Source organism: Hyphomonas sp. (assembly GCF_013823385.1).
In the GTDB taxonomy this organism is placed as follows: Bacteria; Pseudomonadota; Alphaproteobacteria; order Caulobacterales; family Hyphomonadaceae; genus Hyphomonas.
Window position 1 is genome coordinate 1 of sequence record NZ_PNMA01000003.1, and the last position, 17,355, is coordinate 17,355.

The 17,355-nt window shown below is 59.3% G+C and carries 21 protein-coding genes; 10 read left to right on the forward strand and 11 right to left on the reverse strand.

The features are described 5' to 3' along the window. Positions 1–145: 145 nt before the first annotated feature. Together C0456_RS02885 and C0456_RS02890 are read right to left on the reverse strand one after the other, a co-directional pair. Positions 146–667 (reverse strand): copper-binding protein, encoded by a 522-nt coding sequence (locus tag C0456_RS02885; protein WP_291048070.1) that lies wholly within the window; start codon positions 665–667, stop codon positions 146–148. Between the two features lie 108 nt (positions 668–775). Continuing rightward, a complete protein-coding gene (locus C0456_RS02890) occupies positions 776–1,186 on the reverse strand; it encodes a hypothetical protein (RefSeq protein WP_291048072.1) in 411 nt (136 codons plus the stop codon). A gap of 58 nt (positions 1,187–1,244) precedes the next feature. Here C0456_RS02890 and C0456_RS02895 point away from each other — a divergent pair, with 58 nt between their 5' ends. Then, positions 1,245–1,520: a metal-sensitive transcriptional regulator gene (locus tag C0456_RS02895; protein WP_367179200.1), complete on the forward strand. Its 276-nt coding sequence runs from the start codon at positions 1,245–1,247 to the stop codon at positions 1,518–1,520. A 647-nt stretch (positions 1,521–2,167) separates the two neighbouring features. Here the strand turns inward: C0456_RS02895 and C0456_RS02900 are convergent. The 3 genes from C0456_RS02900 to C0456_RS02910 form a co-directional block, all read right to left on the reverse strand. Next, entirely contained in the window at positions 2,168–3,175 is a 1,008-nt protein-coding gene (locus tag C0456_RS02900) for a nitroreductase family protein (RefSeq protein ID WP_291048077.1), read from the reverse strand. Positions 3,176–3,262: 87 nt separating this feature from the next. After that, complete coding sequence (locus C0456_RS02905; protein ID WP_291048079.1) at positions 3,263–4,345, reverse strand: serine hydrolase; 1,083 nt, start codon at positions 4,343–4,345, stop codon at positions 3,263–3,265. Between the two features lie 95 nt (positions 4,346–4,440). Continuing rightward, positions 4,441–5,289 carry a type II CAAX endopeptidase family protein gene (locus C0456_RS02910; protein WP_291048081.1) on the reverse strand — a complete coding sequence of 283 codons (849 nt, stop codon included), beginning with the start codon at positions 5,287–5,289 and terminating at the stop codon, positions 4,441–4,443. Between the two features lie 389 nt (positions 5,290–5,678). Here C0456_RS02910 and C0456_RS02915 point away from each other — a divergent pair, with 389 nt between their 5' ends. Both C0456_RS02915 and C0456_RS02920 read left to right on the forward strand, forming a co-directional pair. Next, entirely contained in the window at positions 5,679–6,206 is a 528-nt protein-coding gene (locus tag C0456_RS02915; protein WP_291048083.1) for a DUF4142 domain-containing protein, read from the forward strand. Positions 6,207–6,358: 152 nt separating this feature from the next. Continuing rightward, on the forward strand, positions 6,359–7,021 hold the full coding sequence (locus tag C0456_RS02920) for a hypothetical protein (protein ID WP_291048085.1): 663 nt from the start codon (positions 6,359–6,361) through the stop codon (positions 7,019–7,021). Positions 7,022–7,096: 75 nt separating this feature from the next. Here C0456_RS02920 and C0456_RS20865 read toward each other — a convergent pair whose 3' ends face one another. From C0456_RS20865 to C0456_RS02930, 3 genes are read right to left on the reverse strand one after another with little or no spacing between them, the layout of a single operon-like run. Beyond that, on the reverse strand, positions 7,097–7,333 hold the full coding sequence (locus C0456_RS20865; RefSeq protein WP_367179194.1) for a hypothetical protein: 237 nt from the start codon (positions 7,331–7,333) through the stop codon (positions 7,097–7,099). Positions 7,334–7,370: 37 nt separating this feature from the next. After that, entirely contained in the window at positions 7,371–7,655 is a 285-nt protein-coding gene (locus C0456_RS02925) for a hypothetical protein (RefSeq protein WP_291048088.1), read from the reverse strand. After that, complete coding sequence (locus C0456_RS02930; RefSeq protein WP_291048090.1) at positions 7,648–7,968, reverse strand: hypothetical protein; 321 nt, start codon at positions 7,966–7,968, stop codon at positions 7,648–7,650. The genes C0456_RS02925 and C0456_RS02930 overlap by 8 nt, the downstream gene beginning before the upstream one ends. Positions 7,969–8,180: 212 nt before the next feature. Here C0456_RS02930 and C0456_RS02935 point away from each other — a divergent pair, with 212 nt between their 5' ends. From C0456_RS02935 to C0456_RS02945, 3 genes are all read left to right on the forward strand, one after another. Further along, positions 8,181–9,230, forward strand: coding sequence for a mechanosensitive ion channel domain-containing protein (locus C0456_RS02935; protein ID WP_291048093.1), 1,050 nt, complete (start codon positions 8,181–8,183; stop codon positions 9,228–9,230). Continuing rightward, positions 9,211–9,483 (forward strand): hypothetical protein, encoded by a 273-nt coding sequence (locus C0456_RS02940; protein ID WP_291048095.1) that lies wholly within the window; start codon positions 9,211–9,213, stop codon positions 9,481–9,483. Before C0456_RS02935 ends, C0456_RS02940 begins: the two co-directional genes overlap by 20 nt. 134 nt (positions 9,484–9,617) lie before the next feature. Beyond that, complete coding sequence (locus C0456_RS02945) at positions 9,618–9,866, forward strand: hypothetical protein (RefSeq protein ID WP_291048096.1); 249 nt, start codon at positions 9,618–9,620, stop codon at positions 9,864–9,866. Here C0456_RS02945 and C0456_RS20870 read toward each other — a convergent pair. Then, a complete protein-coding gene (locus C0456_RS20870) occupies positions 9,860–10,054 on the reverse strand; it encodes a hypothetical protein (protein WP_367179195.1) in 195 nt (64 codons plus the stop codon). The two genes, C0456_RS02945 and C0456_RS20870, sit on opposite strands and share 7 nt — an antisense overlap. 315 nt (positions 10,055–10,369) lie before the next feature. Here C0456_RS20870 and C0456_RS02950 point away from each other — a divergent pair, with 315 nt between their 5' ends. Together C0456_RS02950 and C0456_RS02955 are read left to right on the forward strand one after the other, a co-directional pair. Continuing rightward, positions 10,370–11,110: a hypothetical protein gene (locus C0456_RS02950; protein ID WP_291048099.1), complete on the forward strand. Its 741-nt coding sequence runs from the start codon at positions 10,370–10,372 to the stop codon at positions 11,108–11,110. Positions 11,111–11,216: 106 nt separating this feature from the next. After that, positions 11,217–12,068, forward strand: coding sequence for an SDR family oxidoreductase (locus C0456_RS02955; protein WP_367179196.1), 852 nt, complete (start codon positions 11,217–11,219; stop codon positions 12,066–12,068). Positions 12,069–12,122: 54 nt separating this feature from the next. Here the strand turns inward: C0456_RS02955 and C0456_RS02960 are convergent, their stop codons facing one another. After that, the gene (locus tag C0456_RS02960) at positions 12,123–13,559 is read right to left on the reverse strand and encodes a trehalose-6-phosphate synthase (RefSeq protein ID WP_291048102.1); all 1,437 of its coding nucleotides are present in this window, start codon (positions 13,557–13,559) and stop codon (positions 12,123–12,125) included. A gap of 378 nt (positions 13,560–13,937) precedes the next feature. On the opposite strand from C0456_RS02960, the gene otsB reads away from it, so the two are divergent. Continuing rightward, positions 13,938–14,624 (forward strand): trehalose-phosphatase, encoded by a 687-nt coding sequence (gene otsB, locus C0456_RS02965; protein WP_291048104.1) that lies wholly within the window; start codon positions 13,938–13,940, stop codon positions 14,622–14,624. Next, positions 14,621–16,390, forward strand: a complete 1,770-nt coding sequence (locus C0456_RS02970; protein WP_291048106.1) for a glycoside hydrolase family 15 protein — start codon at positions 14,621–14,623, stop codon at positions 16,388–16,390. The genes otsB and C0456_RS02970 overlap by 4 nt, the downstream gene beginning before the upstream one ends. A gap of 111 nt (positions 16,391–16,501) precedes the next feature. Here the strand turns inward: C0456_RS02970 and C0456_RS02975 are convergent, their stop codons facing one another. Further along, positions 16,502–17,167 (reverse strand): NADPH-dependent FMN reductase, encoded by a 666-nt coding sequence (locus C0456_RS02975; RefSeq protein WP_367179201.1) that lies wholly within the window; start codon positions 17,165–17,167, stop codon positions 16,502–16,504. Positions 17,168–17,355 lie beyond the last annotated feature (188 nt).

The following is a 17,355-nucleotide window of genomic DNA, read 5'->3' on the forward strand; positions in this document are numbered from 1 at the left end:
CCGGGAGCAGGGCGCTTGATGCGGCAAAGAAACCGCCGGCAGCCGCCGTGCGGAGGAGATTGCGTCGTGTGAGCATGATGCGATTCCTAATGTTAGAATCGCCTGCCGCGGGCACTGGAGGCGCCACGCGTGGCAGGCGGCTCGGTCAGTGCTGACTGTGGTCCATCTTGCCGTGGTCCATGCCCTTCATGCCGGTGTGATCCATTCCCGGCATAGTACCATGATCCATGCTACCCGTGTCGCAGGATTTGCCGCTCGCTGCCGCGAGCGCCATCGCCGTCCCATGCATCTTGCCCATGCAGGCGTCGTGCAGGCCTTTCGGTGCGTCGAGCGAACACATCGCTTCAATCCTGTAAGACTTTGACTTTGTGTCCTCAGTCAGGAGGAAATGGACGCGCTCACCAGCTGCGAAAGCGGACAGGTCAACACCTTTGGCGGCCTTGAAGTCCATCGTCATGGCGTCCCAGTTCAGGGCGGCGATGGGCGTGTGATCGATCGTTGCTTTGGATGCCTTGACGTCGAGCCCGGCGACCGTGCCTTCGCCCATCGGCAAGCCGCAATGGTCTGAGTGCTGCATCGCGGCACTGGAAGTGTCGCCTTCAAGCGCAAAGGCTGGCGAGGCCGCAAGCACAGCGGCAGCCGCAAAAATGGAGTGGGAGAGTTTCATTTGGAAGTGTCCTTGAATTGATTGATTATTGAGCGGGTGCGGGTCGCACACGCTGAACGGATGAAACAGGCTGCGCGGCCGCGAGGCACGGGCAGTGTCATCGCAGGATCAATTCTGCAGGCGGACTTTCAGTTGTAGCGGCGTCAGGGGGGGCGGGGTGCTCCAGCCAAAATGCGCATAACGCCAGTCCAGAAGAACGGGCAGGGCGCGGATCGCGGCCTTCTGGATAATGAACGGCGGAAGTTCATCGGCACTTTGGGCCGCTTGCACTATCTGAGGAGAGGCAGACACCAGGGCGGCATGATCGCATGTGCAGCATTCCTCTTGAGGGGCCCCCGGATCATGGCTTGCCTGGTTGGACGGGGCGGGTTCATGCTCGTGGCAGTGGGCCTCGGCGCCGGTGTCACGCGCGATGGCTGGAGTGGCTGAAGAGAAAACGGTCGCGTGCGCACACAGCTGTCCGGCGCTGAAAACAAACAGTGTGAGAACCACTAAGAACTTGCGGGCAGTATTAAACATGCTCGAGTTGACCTTGGCGCAATCACTGTTAAATATACCCCAGAGAGGTATAAGTCAAATGCACCATGCTCCGTCTAAATCAGTTGTAACCCGCCTGAGGAGAATTGAGGGTCAGGTGCGCGGCGTGTCTGGAATGGTTGAAGAGGGCCGGTACTGCATCGACATCCTGACACAAATCCAGGCTATCAAGGCTGCACTTGCCAAGGTGGAAGACGAGCTTCTGAAAAACCATGCAGCCCACTGCGTTGAAGAGGCTATCCTGGACGGCGATGCGGAAAGCCAGAGGCAGAAATTTTCTGAACTCGTTGACCTTTTCGGAAAGTACCGGACATGAGCGGGACAGGGGGCTCCTGTCGATCAGCGCTGCAGAACGCAGCTCGACCACGCAGAATCAGATGACCCGCTTGAGCGCGCGATAATCTCCGCTGGTCTGCCAGATCAACGTAACGCTTAGATCGCTGTGGTTGCGCCATAAACAGCCATACGAGCCATTAAATGCGGCGGTCTGTTCGCCGCAGTCTGACGCCTCCGGCCGGCCACCCCATCGTCTTGCTGGTTTGAGTTCACGTGTCCCTAGTCTACGCGCCAATTGTAACGTGGACAGTGAGGCATTCTCCGAGGTCAATCAAATGCAGCAAAATGCATTCTTTGTCCGGTTGGAGGCTTTTGGCGGTGTTAGCAACCAGAAAGCTTCAAAACCGGGATACAAACCGGATACAAAATGAGATACATCTTGCAGTATGAAATCTGGTAAGTGATTGTATTTATTGGAGAAGTAGCATTGTTTTGACGCGCGTCACTCGCGCCATTTCTCACGAAATGACCTCCCTGTATTGATTTGATTTCAAACGGACTTTCGGGGTCCGTTTTCGCCTCGCTGCATCGGGCGGAAGTCCGCAAACCAGATTGGGCCCTGCGGCCGAGGTCCTGAACACGCCGAAGCCAATCCGTGGCCCCCCGCAAAAAAGGCTGACCCCCGGTTCACACAATCACATCGTCCACCGGGCGCCGCATCGACATGGGCATGGGCGCGGTTCTACCGAAACGGATCACGAGATTGGGGCGTCGTCCCGGCATGCCCAGCCAGTCTGCGAAAGCCGGGCGCAACTCAGCCACTTCGATCGGCATGTTCATATGCGCATGACGGATGCCCAGAACGGTTGCCTGAAGGGCAAAGCGCTCGAAACTCCTGCCAACCTGTATCCAGCCTTCGGGCCCGTCCGTTTCGGCGGCGAAGACCACAACCCCCGCCGATGACCGCATCTGCCGCGTATATTTCTTGTTTTCGGCCTCCTTGGTGAAGACCCGGTCGAACAGGAAACGGCCGGCCCATGTCGGCAATGCCGGGTTTCCGGAGCATTTTGCGAAAAGCCCATCCCCCGTTTCAATCGCGCTGCCGGCATTGAAGCGGATCCAGCTCTTCAGTTCCCGGACGAAAGCCGGGTCATCCATCTGGGCGCTGTTGCCCTGGACTATGAATTCCAGAACCGCCTCCAGCTTGGGGCGTTCGGTAAGAAAGATCGCCTGTACACCGGGCATCGATGCCGCGCGCCGGAGCTGCGTCAGGTCTTCTGCCCCAACGTCCTCGCCATCATAGTCCGAACGGGTGGACTGGCGGGCCGGGATTGCATTGCAAAGTTCCTGGTCACGCGCCGGGGCGTGGCCGAGTGAAACCTGGATGCGCGTTTCCGTCTCTTCTGTCTCGACCCTGATGTCTGCAGGCCGGCCGCTGGCATTGGCCGCGATCAGGAGGTTCTCTGCTGCGCAGCCAAGCGTGACGAAGATATGATGATCGTCCGGGTCAACGGCCGGTGTTCTGCGCGAAAAGTCCGGCAGAATGTCTATGGCATCTGCGCCAAGGCGAAACTTCCAGGGCTGGGTATTGTGGGAATTGGGCGCGAGGGTCGCAAACCGGACGAAGTCAAGAAGGCCCGGTTCAGAGGGAAGCGGGGCCCTTATCGCACTGGCTGCGCGTTCATAGCTGTTCATGCTGCTGCCTCCACATCCGCTGAGCGCGGCAATTGATGTGGCCGCGCCCCCTGCAATGAGAAATTCTCGTCTGGACCACATTTCAGCCTACTCCTCGCGCCCGCTTCCAAACAGGATCTGTGCCAGGCGGGCTTCCATATCGGGAAGTACGGGCTGGTCACTGTTGATGATGCCGATGTCGGTATTGATCTGGAATGCCACCGCCGTGTCATAGGCAGGATAATATTGGAGGCTCGACACGTAGCCCGGTATCCAGCCGTGATGGCCGTAAACCGGCCCGAAATCGCTCTCTGTACGGATAGAGATACCGAGACCGTAGGAGGATGCCGTATCGCTTTCCGGAACAGGAACGCCTTTGAGCGCCTCCCTGTAGGCCGCCTCTGACAGGATGCGCCCGGAGAGGAAGGCGCGTCCCCAGACTGCCAGATCCCTGGCATTGGCGTAGAGGCCGCCGCCCGTCCATTCGATCGCGGGATTCCAGAGCATGACCCCGGCGTCATCTGTTGTGTAGGACGGCAGTCCAAGCCCGGAACCGGTCTCCACATAACCCCGTGCGAGGCCCGGCAGCGATGTGGAGTTTGACGGCCCTGTCGAGGAAAGTCCCAGCGGAGCGATGAAACGTTCGCGTATCACATCTTCATAAGGCCGCCCGGTGGCGCGCTCGATGACAAGACCGAGCAGCAGGTAGCCGGTGTCTGTATACGCCCATCCCTCGCCAGGCGGAAAAAGGGGCTGCAAATCCAGAACAAGGCCAATCAGCGCCTCGGCTGTGGCGCCATCCACCCTGTCCGGCAATAGCTCGGCGAAGGCATCGAGGTGGACATGGTCCGGCAAGCCGGAGCGGTGCTGCAAGAGATGGCGGAGGGTGATGTCATTGGCGCTCGGCAGGCGATCGAACCAGTCGCGGTCACCGAGCCATTTGGAAATGGGGTCATCCAGGCTGAGCTGGCCCTCATCACTCAGTTGCAGGAGGGTGGCGGCCACGAAGGTTTTTCCGATACTGGCGGCGAGCATCGTGGTGCCCGTGGACATGCGGCGGTTGTTTTCCCGGTCGGCAAAGCCCAGCGCGATCGTCAGTACGCCGTCTGGTCCAGCGACTGCGACGGTCATGCCGGGTAGGTCATAGCCGGCAATGATCGCTGTGGTTTCGGTCGTCAGAGTGGCTTCCACATCTCTTGGGCGAGGACCGGTCACGCAGGCGGTGGCCAATCCGGCCAGACACATGATGGCTACTCGCAGGCGTGGATACGGTCTCTGCGGCGCCATCAGCGGGAAGCCTCGGCGGCCCGGCTTGCGGGAAGAATTTCTTTCACGGCCTGCTCACGAGAAAACAGTGAGCGGCGGTTGAGCCAGACGATGAGAACGCCGGCCAGCACATAAACATACATGTCGTGCGGCTGAGCATCCGGCCAGAGAGGGTTGTTCATCTGGAAGTGAAACAGCATGGCGAGCAGGAGGCTGCCGCGCGTATCATTGAACAATGCCGTGAGAATGAGACTGCACGCGAGGGATCCCAGGAAGAAGGGTAAAAAGCCCCACGCGGCCTGCGGCGTACCGCTCAGCATGAAGGCGGGCAGATGCCAGACCGCCCAGATAACCCCGAGGATGAGGCCGGCCCAGAACGGTGCAAGGTGGCGCTGAAGGATCGGCAGCGCAAAGCCGCGCCAACCGATCTCCTCCATGGGCCCGAGGATCAACATGAAACCGATTGCCGGGAGAAGTGCCGGCAGCGGTTCCGTGAACATCGGCGCAGACAGCGCGTTGCCCTTGATCAGGGCGCCGGCAAAGGAGATGGCCGGAAAGCCAAGGAGCAGGAATGCATACCACCAGGGCGAAGCGCGCCACAGAAACAGCCGTGACAGAAAACGTCCAAGCCCCGAGAAGCCTGATGTAATCGCGACCAGCAACAAGGCCGCAATTGCCGGCGCATAAACGGCAAGGATGAAGAGGGGATGATGCCCGCTCAGCGCGCCAAACCGGGCAACGACCCAATCCTCCGCGAAGATGAAGACTGCAAACAGCCCCCAGGCGAGCCCGAAGACGATCATCAGAAACGGCGCCAGATACACTGAGCCTATCTCGAACGGTGATGGTCTGCCTGTCTGGCGTTTCATGGCCTGTTCCCACCGATGTCTGACGGGGGGCATAGTCCACCCTATGAGCATGAATGTCTTTAGGGGGAGTCCCTGATATTTCCCAGCCCCGGAGAGGGCTCTGATGAGAACGGTACATCGCCTGGTGGGAAGCCTGAGTTATTTTCCGGGCAGTCTGACACGAACACGGAATGCAGGCACAGATAAACCATCACGACACGAACAATAATTTCGACCGAAAGTTCAGTGCTGGAGGTTTTATAGTATGGCGGTGATATGGCGCGCCGGTTGCGACTGCCTCTGCAGGATACCCACATTGCGGGATCGTAAGAAACATTGAAGGTAGAATATGCTAATATGCATCGCGTAACAGGTCAGTAGTTGCGGCCGGCAACAGAAGAAGTCCGGTAATGGCAAAATTCCGTTTACCTCATGAATACGTAATGCGGCTCAATGCAGAGCTGCGGTCTCGCCACGCGACCTGGATTGAGGGGGAGCGGCCGGAAAAGATATCCAAGGCCTTTGTCGCCGCTGCTTCCATGGCGGACCTCTTTGAGATGAGGGTTGCGGAGCTGGCGCTCTCACAGGGCGGAGAGAAAGTCAGAACGCTCGCGCAGACGCTTCTGCAGGAGCGTCGCCAGCAGGCTCAGCGTCTGCGGTCCACCTTGAAAATAGCGGCGCTGGGGGATGCTGAACACCTCGTCCCCTACCAGCTTGACGCCCGCCGGGAACATCTGGTCGATCGCCTGAGCGATACGGGCGATGAAGAAGATTTCGGCGCTTTGTTTATCCGCCAGCAGCGGGCTTCGCATGAAGAGGCGGTCGGTATCTTTTGTTTTTATGCGGTATATGGCGAGAACGAGGCGCTGAGAGCCTTCGCTCGCATTACATTGCCTTTTCTGGAGCGGCGGCTTGATCAGGTGGCGCAGTTGACCTGATGCAAGCTGCGTTTCTCTGAGGGAGAGGTGTGTACTGATGAAATCAGGATGGAAGATTGTCTCATGTCCCGGAATGCAACATCTGCATTTTGCATTCTTCGGGGGGCCGCGCAGGGGTTGACCTGCCGGGCAGATGAGCGCCTCATGCAAGCATGTTAGTCAGCTTTTTATCCGGCTCGCCGGCGCTTGCTGTCAGCGCTATCAACAGATCTCTTGCCGAGGCCGTAAAACTCCGGCGCGGTGCCGGTGTGTCTCCGGAAACTCCCATAGGGATTGATGACGATGCTCTCGTTATCTGCAGGGGAGAAGGGGGAACCGGGATGGAGTTCATGCGCTGGGGTTTTCCGCCGCGTAGCCTGACTAACCGGAATGGCTGGAACCCGCCTATCTCCCAGGTGCACGATCTGGAAGACCGGTGGTGGCAAGAGTTGAACCGGCCCTATCTGATGCAGGCGCGTCATCGCTGTCTGGTTCCGGTTTCGGCATTCGCGATCACGCAAGGCAGGCGCCGGAAGTGGCTCCAGCCGGAACGTGGTCTGGGATTTCTGGCCGGCTTCTGGCGTCCCTGGGAAGGCGACACGCGGCTTGTATCCTCTCCTGGCGAGACGGAGCGGCGCCGCATGCATAGCCGGTTGAGCCTGTTCGCCATTCTCGCCGTGCAGCCCGTGAAGGGAGGGCGTCTGCGCTCGGATGCTTTGCCCGCTGTTCTCACCGATCCTGTCGACATAGCCGAATGGATGGAGGGCGGCGAAGAGAGCCTGTTAAACATTCCGGATACTGAGAGAAACGTCGTTACAGGAGGTGACCTGGCCTAGGCCGGCTGCTGGCGCGATGATCTCAGGCTTCCATCGCCATATCCGTGGAAAATGCCAGGACCGGGATATGAGGGTTTATCCGGCTCGGTCACGTACCTGCTCAGCGCCCATTGCGGCGGCACAATGGGCGCAGCAATAGATGTTGCCGTTTTCTTCGACTCCATGACCGATGATCCGGCAGTCGCAGTGGGGGCACACGGGCGCGAGCTTCTGGATTGCACATTCGAAACTGTCGAAAACATACGCTTGACCCGCCAGCCTTACCTCGAATCTTTTGTCATACTGATTTCCGCATTGATCGCAGGGTTTCATGGGTTCACTCCTGTCTGCCTAAGGATTAATCGAGATATCATCCCGCAGTGGGAATTCCTTCCGCCATTCTGGATTGCTGGCGCAAAATCTTCAGTGCGCCCTCGGCCATGCCTTTGAACTTGGGATCGCCTGCAAGAGGCGCCACGAGTAGCATCGTGGGATCATGCGCCACTTTTAGGGCATGATAAAACCGTGAGCGGGTGAGGGTGGAGTAGAAGATGTAAAGCCCACTGCCGAGCGCGACGCACCGTTCTGTGCTCGCGGTTAGCGCCGGATCAGGGTCCAGGAAGACAAGATATTGCTGCGTACGGTGATCAGGCATTGTGACCGCTCACGATCCAGCCCGTGACAAGTGCCAGAGCCAGCAGAAATGCCAGCACAACGATCTTGGCCGATCTTTCTCCGAGGCTTTCCCGGATCCAGCTTCGTTGGTTGCGGGGTGTTCTGATGAGTTCTGCGTCGATCTCCCTTTCCGTCAGCGCAGGTGTTGTGCCGGCGGCTTCATCATCTGTTCCAAGCGGTGCTGCGGCCGGATCAGGATAATTGACCTTATCTCCAGTATTGCCTGAGTCGATGGCATGCCTCAGCCGCGCCGCTGCCGATGTGGGGCTCGGAGGGGACAACTTCTCTGGCATGGGGACGCTCCTGTTCATTGTGCCGACCTACGCCTGCGCCCCGCCAGGGTTGCATTACACATAAGCAATAGAGGTTGTTGCGAGGGCCATGGAGGGAACTCTCTGTCCGTCCGCGCGTCGATGGAAGACCCTTGCGCGGGAAGGTCCCGTTTCTCGCCCGGCAGGAGGAAGAAGCACGCATGATATCCCGGAAAAAGCGACGACTCTGGCCGATGTCCTGGCCAGCTCTGCTGGCACTGTCCGGCGCCGGACTGATCGGCTTGTCGGCTCTTGTGCCCGAGGCAGGAGCGCAGGCGGCCAGCGTTCATGGCTGGGCCGAATATGCCGGACGTGTGCTGATTGTGTGCGCAGCCGGATGGATGATCGCGCTGCTGACAGACTGGCGCCTCGCCGCTGCAATTGAGCGCGCCGATATCAGCGTGCCGGATAACCTCGCCGCCCGCAAGCTCCGGACACGGATGCTGGTGATCCGGCGGGTCGCAGGCGTTCTGCTTGGGGTCATCACGCTATCTGTTGCCCTGATGTCCATTCCAGTAGCCAGGGAAGTGGGCTTGTCCCTATTTGCCTCTGCCGGGGTAGCGGGAATTGTCGTCGGGATCGCGGCTCAGCCGGTTCTCGCCAATCTGATCGCCGGTCTTCAGATCGCCATTACCCAGCCTATCCGCATTGATGATGCTGTGGTTGTGGAGGGCGAGTGGGGCTGGATCGAGGAAATTGGATTGTTCCATGTCATCATCCGGCTCTGGGACGAACGCCGCCTGGTCACCCCTCTGGCCTATTTCAATCAGAACCCCTTTCAGAACTGGACCAAGCAAAACGCTTCCATCATCGGGTCGATCTTCTGGTCTCTCGATTACAGAGCCCCTCTGGAAGAGATGCGGGTGTATCTCAAACGATGTTGTGAAGACCATCCGCTCTGGGACGGCAGGGTTTGTGTGCTGCAGGTTACCGAAGCGCGGCAGGACCGGATCGAGCTGAGGGCTCTGGCGAGCGCCCGTTCGTCTCCCGAGGCTTGGGATCTGCGCTGTGACCTGCGGGAAAAGATGATTGTATGGCTGCGCGCCCAAGCCCCGTATGCGCTGCCGGTTCAGCGGCTGGAGGGTCATTTTTCCCGGGAACGGGGTGACGGCGCCCAACGGGGCGATCGAGACGAGTTGCGCAGGATGCCCGATACCATGGACACCGGCGATGACTGGAAACCATCCGGCGCTCCAGGCGTTGGGAGGGAAAGGAGAACTCCTGATGAAAAAGACATCCCTTGACCGGATGGCGATGCCCCGCACGTCTCTCAGTTTTGCGCTCCAGTCGCTTGCTTCGGCCGGGCGGCGTTGGCGGCAGATGATCCCTGGAGCTGAGCCGGTGGCGCCGCCTGGAGAAGAGGTCAGCCATTATAGTGGCTGCCGGGAGGATGTCGTTCTCGGTGGCGCCCCGGAGACTCCGGTCGGAAAGATCCCGGATGAAAGCCCTTCGGCAAATCGAGACGCGCCGGGAACGGATCAGAAAAGGAGGCGCTAGGGCGGCCACCAGATCGGCGTGGCCTGAAGGCATGGGCAGCATGGAACCGGGAAGAGGCTGAGGCATTGTGAGGGGCGTATAAAGGGAGTTTGAAGAGCGATCATGATCCTGCGATATTCACGGTCGGTTTCCCGATGAAGGAATTTCTCGGTTATGCCGCGATGCTGACAGGAACAGCTGCCGCAATCATGGTCTCTGCAAATATCGGGCGGCGGGTCACGGGTTATGGCTTCGTGATCTTCACGGCTTCTTCCCTTACCTGGATTGCCTATGCTCTTCAGGATGGCGAAACGCCATTGATGCTGCAGAATGCCGTTCTGACGGCCATCAACCTCGCTGGCATTTATCGGTGGCTGATTGCCAGGAAGGAGCCGTCTCAGTAACCGCCCGGCGGATCGCTTGCCGGAAAGGATTCGTCTGCCGCCTCATCGATGTGATCCCATTCGGTTGGCGGGTCTTTCATGGCTTCCGGGCCGGCATCCCGCACGGGAGGCTGGGCCTCCTCTGTTGTCCTCCTGCCGTGGTTTTGGTTCCAAAAGCCGGCCAAAGCAGCCTGTAAGCGTATGAACATGGCTCTGTTCTCCAATGTGGGGTCAATAATCCGTGTGCCCCGGAAGAATATACCGGCTAACGACGAATGCTATGATCAGGCCAAAACCTACCAGGAATGCCAGCAGTGTAAGCATGGGAGGTGGGCGTACCGGCTTGCGCTCGGTGTCCAGCTCGGCCGGGCGTACCTGGCGTTCCGGAGGAGAGGAGGGCGTACGGGGATCTTCCGGGGGAGGTATATGGGACATGTCATGCTCCTGCGCTGCGTGGGCCGAACGGCTGCGCCGCTTATTTGTTGCGTTAAATATTTGTAGGAAGGGTGCGTGGGATGATAATAATGAGTGTAATCCGTAGGCAGATTAAAATTTCCATTCTCACCAACTGTTCATTAGCGCCGAGGGAACCAGATGCGAACTCCATCGTTCGTTCCGGTGATTGCCTCTCCACAGGAACGGCCTTTATGATGGGGCGGATACTGAAATGGGATATGACCTGCGAATATCGTGCGTGGCCGGATCAGGATGATGCTCTGGCGGCAACAATCCGGCGCCACTTCCAGTCAAGGCACAGGGAAGACAGAACCGATGACTATCTCCTGCCGGTGAGCCGATGTTCTCTCAGCTTTCTCCCCAAGATCCGAGCCGGAAAGAAGTTCGAGATAAAGCAGAAGATCCGGACGGAGGGCGCGATTGAAATCTGGCGGCGCATCCTCAGCGAAAGTTTCCCGCTTCACCCTAATGCTCAGCGTGTCCTTGAGGCCGTTTATCCGGGTGCCCGGTTTTCCGGCGGCGCGCTGGATACGCCTGGGCGGTTGGTTGGTGCGCTTATGCCCAATGCCTTTATCTGCAGGGTCCGCAAAACACGGCTGACATTCCGGAAGGGTGCCTGCAAGGCGGAGATTACGCAAATTGAAGCGCTGGGAAAGGAAACACTGACGGTTGCCCTTGAGTGCAGCAAGCTTGCGCCCTTGGCGGATTATCTCCAGAAGCAAGGCAGTTCACTGCTTCCCAATATTGATTATGGGACCTGGCTTCGGGCGCAGCTCAAGCGCCATCATTCCTTGTGCACTATGCAGTAGCCGCTGGGAAGTTCCTGCATGACGAAAACTTCACGTCACCCCGCGCAACCCTCGCGGTCTGCACGCATTGGCTCCCTGATAGGTTTCAACACTGAAGGAGACCCCCATGACACTGCAGCATGAGAAGATGAAGGAAGGAAAGCTCCCCGGAAACGAGCATTCGCTTGATCCTAAGCCGGACTGGGAACCCCGCTATCGCGGATCAGACCGGTTGCACAACAAAGTGGCTTTGATAACCGGCGCCGACAGCGGAATTGGCCGGGCTGTGGCTGTGCTGTTCGCACGGGAGGGCGCCGATATTGCCATAGCCTATCTCTGCGAAACAGAAGACGCGGAGAAGACAAAACAGCTGGTGGAGGCGGAAGGGCGCCGCTGCCGGCTTTTTGAAGGAGATCTGGGCGACCCGGAGTTCTGTAGGGCCATCGTGTCGGATGTAGTCGCGGATTTCGGCCGGCTTGATATTCTTGTCAACAATTCCGGGGAGCAACATCCGGATACGGATATAACCGATATTTCGGATCACCAGCTGCACCGGACATTTCAGACAAACATCTTTTCCATGTTCTATCTCACGCGGGCCGCCAGGCCGCATCTGGGCGAGGGGGCGAGTATCATAAATTGCACCTCTGTTACCGGGTATGCGGGCAGCAGCGATCTCCTGGACTATTCTTCCACCAAGGGCGCCATCACCGCCTTTACTCGTTCTTTGTCAGAAAACCTGGTGGGCGACGGTATTCGGGTCAATGCGGTCGCGCCTGGCCCGATCTGGACACCGCTCAATCCCTGCGGAGGGGCGTTGCCTGAAAAGCTTAAAGACTTTGGAGAGAGCACGCCCATGGGCCGGCCCGGCCAGCCCAATGAGGTGGCGCCCTGTTTCCTGTTCCTCGCTTGCAGCGATTCAAGCTATATGAGCGGGCAGCTTCTTCACCCCAACGGCGGCATTATCGTCGCGTCCTAGCAGGTGGCGCGGAGCAGGGGGGCTCCAAACCCTCTCCAAACCCTGCGGGTTTACTCACTGTTTGCTTTGAAAAGTGGCGAACGGCCCATCCGCTGGCCCGGTCGCCGCCTGGCCGAGGGAAGCCAGACCGCTGATCCGGATAGCCGCTGCTGATTCCAGCGCGCGAAGATAGCTGTCGGCCCACCAGTCGCCATTGCTGCGCCGGAGAATATCATACATCTGCTCATGCCGTCTCCGGCGTTCCTGAACGGGCATCTTGGCCGCCCTCCGGATGCCGTCTGCCACCGAGGCAGGATCATGAGGATTGATCAATACGGCGCCGCTCTCAAGTTGTTCTGCCGCGCCCGCAAACTTTGAGAGGACGAGCACGCCGGGATCATCGGGAGCCTGGGCGGCGACAAATTCCTTGGCAACCAGGTTCATGCCGTCATTGAGCGGAGTAATGAGGGCGATATCTGCGCGCCGGAGCAGGCCGGCGATTGCCGAGCGCGGCACTGCCCGGTGTATATACTGAACCGGCACGTAGCCAATGTCGGAAAATTCGCCGTTTACCTCTCCTGAAAGTTGTTCAAGCTCCCGGCGCACATCCATATAGGCGCCAACATCTTCCCGTGTCGGCGGGGCGATCTGGACGAATGCTATCCGGTCCTCATCTGCCCGATGGTCCCGAAGATACGCCTGGAATCCCCGAAGGCGGTTGGGGATGCCCTTGGTATAGTCAAGACGGTCAACGCCGATCATCAGGCGGTGCTGAGAAAGCGCGGGCGTTTGCGTACGGATGGCCTCCTCGGCCATGTCACGAAATCCCTCTGCATCAATGCCGATAGGAAAGCTTCCAACACGGATCATCTCATCACGCCATCTGATGCATCGCCCGGAAATAAGCTGCGCTGCGCCGGCGCTGCGAAATGTATCCAGGAACCGGGCGACGTCACGCGAGGTTTGCAGGCCGACCAGATCATAAGCCGCAAACCACCTGAGAAAGGAATCGCTATGAGAAAGGGCCTGAACGCTACCCGCATCCGGAAAGGGGGTATGAAGGAAAAACCCGATGGGGTTGGTCACGCCGAGTTCGCGTAGAGCGGCAGCGAGAGGTATCAGATGATAATCGTGAATCCACAGAATGTCAGTCGTCCGCAAATGCGGTTGTGCGAGTCTGGCCAGCCTTCTGTTGACGGCTTCATAAGCTGCCCGTTGACCGGAGCTGACATCAAGAAGGTCGACCCGTCCATGAAGCATCGGCCAGAGGACGGAGTTGGCGTAACCGAGATAATAATCCTCATGTTCGGCCCGGCTGAGGGGCATCGTCAGCCTGTCAAAGGATTCGCCGGGCCTCGGAATAAGCGTATCGGGAGGCTCGTCATCTCCAGCCTCGGTGCCGATCCACAGACCGCCGCGGCTGTCCATGGTGGATTTGAGGGCAACGACAAGGCCCCCGCTCGGAGGACCATCTGCCGGAACGCGGTTTGAAAATATCACAAGTCTGGACATAAGCTTCTCCAACGGACCAGCCTGTCAGATCCGCTCTTTTTTACGGATGAGGATTAGGGGAGTTGCACCCGCCTATGTTAATTTTTGGAAATTAGATCTTTATACGGAAAAAAGATCCGTGATTATCTCACAATGTATTGGGCGTCGTATCGGGCGTCGCAGCAGATGTGTGGACCTTCTGACCTACATTTCCGCTTTTCTCGGGAACTTCTGAGTGCGTGATGCGCTTACTTTCTTTTTGTGAAAGCGCATATGCGAACCCGGCTTTATGATCTGTGCGCTCATTCGCCCCGCCCGCCGCAGCGCCGGCGCCTGCCGGATGTATGTGTGCTCAGGAACTGACAGGAACTGATGGTCTTTCCCCGCTTATCGGCCGACATGGCGCTTTTTCTGGATTTTGATGGTACGTTGTCGCCCATCCGCGCAGATCCCGGCAGCGTCTACCTGCCGCCAGAAGGCGCCGGGATTCTCCTGACGCTTGCCGCCCGGCTGCGGGGGGGCCTCGTCATTCTCAGTGGCAGGGACGTGCGCGATCTCGCGCTTCGTGTTCCTCAGGGGCTCTGGCGCGTGGGCGGACATGGCGCGCAGATATGCGCGCCGGGGGCTGCCCCATCAAATGCTCTGAAGGCTGCGCCCGCAGAACTGGTGCAACGGATTCAGCAGATTGCGGATCCTTTCCCGGGCGTCGTTGTGGAGAGCAAGGGCGAAGTGCTCGCCCTGCATTTTCGCAGCGCGCCCGATGCCGGCCCTCAACTTGAGGCAGAGATATCGGCAGTCATTGCCGGTTTCAGCGAATACTCCCTGCAAACCGGAAAGATGGTCATCGAAGCGCGCCCGGACCATGCCGACAAAGGCAAGTGTGTCACGGCTTTCCTTCAGCGCGGAGAGTTCGCCGGGCGAGCCCCCCTCATGATCGGTGACGACACCACCGACGAAGCGGCGATGCGCGCCTGCCTGCAGGCGGGGGGTACGGCGATCAAGGTAGGCCCAGGCGCCTCGGTGGCGCCCTTCCGGCTCGACGGTCCGGACGATGTGTGGAATTGGCTTCGGGAGGGACTGACGTGAACAATCTCGAACTTGGAATTATCGGCAACGGCACGATCGCCGCCCTGATCAACGCAGCTGGCGAAATCGGCTGGTTTTGTCTTCCACGGCTGGATGGAGAGCCTGTCTTCAACAGCCTTCTGGGTGGGCGCGGCCGGTTTTCAGTCGATCTGGCGGGCATTAAATCATGCCGGCAGACTTATCAGCGAAACACCGCAATTCTGGAAACAATACTTGAGGCAGAAGATGGCTCGGCCATCCGGATTACCGATTTTGCGCCCAGGTTCACTGATCGGAGCCGCATGTTCCGGCCAGCCTCGATCGTGCGCCGCATAGAGCCGTTGCGCGGCCAGCCCCGCATCAGTGTGAGGATCAATGCCGAGACCGGCCGTGGCAAAACCCCTATGCCGGTGCGCCGCGGTGTTTCCCATATCTCGTTTCTGGATGACGCGGCCGGCTTCCGGATTACGACCGATGCACCGCTTGCCTATATCGCTCAGCAAACGGAGTTTGTACTCGACCGCGCAGTAAGCTTTGTGCTCGGTCCAGACGAACCAGTGTCTGAGGCGCCTGAAAACATGGCGCTCGACTGGCTCGCCCGAACCAGGGAACAGTGGCAGGACTGGTCACGCCGTCTTGCGACTCCGCCCAAATGGCAGGCAGCCGTAATCCGAGCGGCCATAACCCTGAAGCTCTGCGTATATGAAGAAACCGGGGGCATCGTCGCCGCACTGACGACAAGCATCCCGGAACATGCCGGATCATCCAGAAACTGGGACTACCGGTATTGCTGGTTAAGGGATGCTTATTTCACCGTCACCGCGCTCAACCGCCTATCGGCGATGGGTACGCTGGAGCGGTATCTCGCCTATATCCGCAACATCGTTGCGCGCACGCGAGGCGGTCATATCCAGCCTGTATATGGCATCGCGCTTGAAGAGGCGTTGACGGAGGAAATCCCCGGCTATCTTCCCGGCTATCGCGGTATGGGGCCTGTGCGGTTTGGAAACCAGGCAGCAGAACATGTTCAACACGACGTCTACGGACATGTGGTTCTTGGCGCGGCGCAAGCCTTCCTGGACGAGAGGCTGCTGACGAAGGCGGGGCTGATCGAATTCGAACATTTTGAAGCTGTGGGGCAGCGGGCGTATGAAGTCTATAACACGCCGGACGCCGGTATCTGGGAGTATCGTGGACGTGAAGCGGTGCACACCTCCTCCGCAATTATGTGCTGGGCGGCCTGTGACAGGCTGGCACGCATTGCCCATGCGCTCGGCCTGACCAAGCGGAGTACGCACTGGAAGGGCCGCGCTGCAGAGATACATGCCGCCGTGGTGCAGCAGGCCTGGAACGAGAAACGCCAGGCATTCACCGGCGCATTCGGGGGAGAGGCGCTGGATGCTTCGGTCCTGCTCATGGCCGAGATCGGATTTCTGCATCCGATGGACCCGAAGTTTCGCGCCACGGTCGCGCGGATCGATGAGGAGCTCCGCGTCGGAACACATGTCTTCCGATACAGGGTCGCCGACGATTTCGGCCTTCCGCAGACGGCTTTCACAGCCTGCACCTTCTGGCATATCGATGCGCTTGCCAGAAGCGGTGAGCTTGAGAAGGCGCGCGAAATATTTGAGGCGGTGCTGGCCCACCGCACACAGCTCGGTCTCCTGTCAGAGGATGTAGATCCTTCAACCGGCGAATTGTGGGGAAATTTCCCGCAGACTTATTCCATGGTCGGGATCATCAATGCGGCCGCGCGGCTCAGCCCGGAATGGGACGAGGTGATCTGATCAACCTCACCAGGCCCGCTGCCGCTCCCTGCTGCGCAGATCATTCCGCCATGACGTGCGATGAGCGAAGGCACCGCGGCCGTCAACGCTCAGGCCTCGGTGTTAGGCACGTCAAGGCAGTTCCGGAGCATTGCGCTGCGATGGATCCCGGCTGAAGGCCGGCGCGGCAATAGGGGTGCCCTCGCTGGTCCGATGAGCATGGGCCGCCGCCGCCCACCATTCCAGCTGCGCCAGCGCTCGGCCAAAGTATCCGTGCCAGGCGTCTGCATCGATCTGCTCAAGGAAGTCACCGTCTGCGGTCAACACTTCCTGCGCCTTGGGAAGGTGGATCATTGCCGAGACCGGCAGGCAGCCGAGTTCCGAGAGGAATGCCCGCATACCTATGGCGGCGCGGGCGCCGCCCCATTGACCCGCTGAGTAAGTCACGATCGCGCTCGGCTTGTATGAAAAGAGCGAACTTCCGAAATGGTTCAGCAGATGGGCCAGCGCCGGGCTCATGGAGTGATTGTATTCCGGGCTGACCATCACATAGCCGTCAGCATCCGCGATCTTCCCGGCCAGCTCTGCAAGGGCGGCTGGCGCGGCGTTCGCGGCATAGGCAAAGTGAGGTTTGAAGACTGCCGGCAGTTCGATTGCCAGGGGGTCAATCAGGTCGACAGAATGCCCCATGGCGGCGAGCTGGCTCTGGCATTGCCGGGCAACGCGCAGGCCCAGTCTCGCGGGCCGCGGCGGCGTGCTGTCGCGGGCTGATCCGAGGAAGACAAGGAACTTGCTGATGGTGATCACCTTCCATCGTGAGGGCGCTTTGTGACGAATGGCGCGTACCGCACCCATGTTATGGTTCTGTATAGCCCCGCCTGATGATCTCGGCCATCGCATCCCGTTTGAAATCGGCGCGGAAGCTACCTTCGCCCCCACTGGCCAGATTGTCTCAAATCCAGGGCGAAGGCCTCTGCAACTCCTCC

What these genes read in the sequence shown, in the direction of transcription:
- C0456_RS02885 (WP_291048070.1), bottom strand. Translation starts at nt 667, where the DNA reads ATGAAACTCTCCCACTCCATTTTTGCGGCTGCCGCTGTGCTTGCGGCC.
- C0456_RS02890 (WP_291048072.1), bottom strand. Translation starts at nt 1,186, where the DNA reads ATGTTTAATACTGCCCGCAAGTTCTTAGTGGTTCTCACACTGTTTGTT.
- C0456_RS02895 (WP_367179200.1), top strand. Translation starts at nt 1,245, where the DNA reads ATGCACCATGCTCCGTCTAAATCAGTTGTAACCCGCCTGAGGAGAATT.
- C0456_RS02900 (WP_291048077.1), bottom strand. Translation starts at nt 3,175, where the DNA reads ATGAACAGCTATGAACGCGCAGCCAGTGCGATAAGGGCCCCGCTTCCC.
- C0456_RS02910 (WP_291048081.1), bottom strand. Translation starts at nt 5,289, where the DNA reads ATGAAACGCCAGACAGGCAGACCATCACCGTTCGAGATAGGCTCAGTG.
- C0456_RS02915 (WP_291048083.1), top strand. Translation starts at nt 5,679, where the DNA reads ATGGCAAAATTCCGTTTACCTCATGAATACGTAATGCGGCTCAATGCA.
- C0456_RS02920 (WP_291048085.1), top strand. Translation starts at nt 6,359, where the DNA reads ATGTTAGTCAGCTTTTTATCCGGCTCGCCGGCGCTTGCTGTCAGCGCT.
- C0456_RS20865 (WP_367179194.1), bottom strand. Translation starts at nt 7,333, where the DNA reads ATGAAACCCTGCGATCAATGCGGAAATCAGTATGACAAAAGATTCGAG.
- C0456_RS02925 (WP_291048088.1), bottom strand. Translation starts at nt 7,655, where the DNA reads ATGCCTGATCACCGTACGCAGCAATATCTTGTCTTCCTGGACCCTGAT.
- C0456_RS02930 (WP_291048090.1), bottom strand. Translation starts at nt 7,968, where the DNA reads ATGCCAGAGAAGTTGTCCCCTCCGAGCCCCACATCGGCAGCGGCGCGG.
- C0456_RS02935 (WP_291048093.1), top strand. Translation starts at nt 8,181, where the DNA reads ATGTCCTGGCCAGCTCTGCTGGCACTGTCCGGCGCCGGACTGATCGGC.
- C0456_RS02940 (WP_291048095.1), top strand. Translation starts at nt 9,211, where the DNA reads ATGAAAAAGACATCCCTTGACCGGATGGCGATGCCCCGCACGTCTCTC.
- C0456_RS02945 (WP_291048096.1), top strand. Translation starts at nt 9,618, where the DNA reads ATGAAGGAATTTCTCGGTTATGCCGCGATGCTGACAGGAACAGCTGCC.
- C0456_RS20870 (WP_367179195.1), bottom strand. Translation starts at nt 10,054, where the DNA reads ATGTTCATACGCTTACAGGCTGCTTTGGCCGGCTTTTGGAACCAAAAC.
- C0456_RS02950 (WP_291048099.1), top strand. Translation starts at nt 10,370, where the DNA reads ATGAGTGTAATCCGTAGGCAGATTAAAATTTCCATTCTCACCAACTGT.
- C0456_RS02955 (WP_367179196.1), top strand. Translation starts at nt 11,217, where the DNA reads ATGACACTGCAGCATGAGAAGATGAAGGAAGGAAAGCTCCCCGGAAAC.
- C0456_RS02960 (WP_291048102.1), bottom strand. Translation starts at nt 13,559, where the DNA reads ATGTCCAGACTTGTGATATTTTCAAACCGCGTTCCGGCAGATGGTCCT.
- otsB (WP_291048104.1), top strand. Translation starts at nt 13,938, where the DNA reads ATGGCGCTTTTTCTGGATTTTGATGGTACGTTGTCGCCCATCCGCGCA.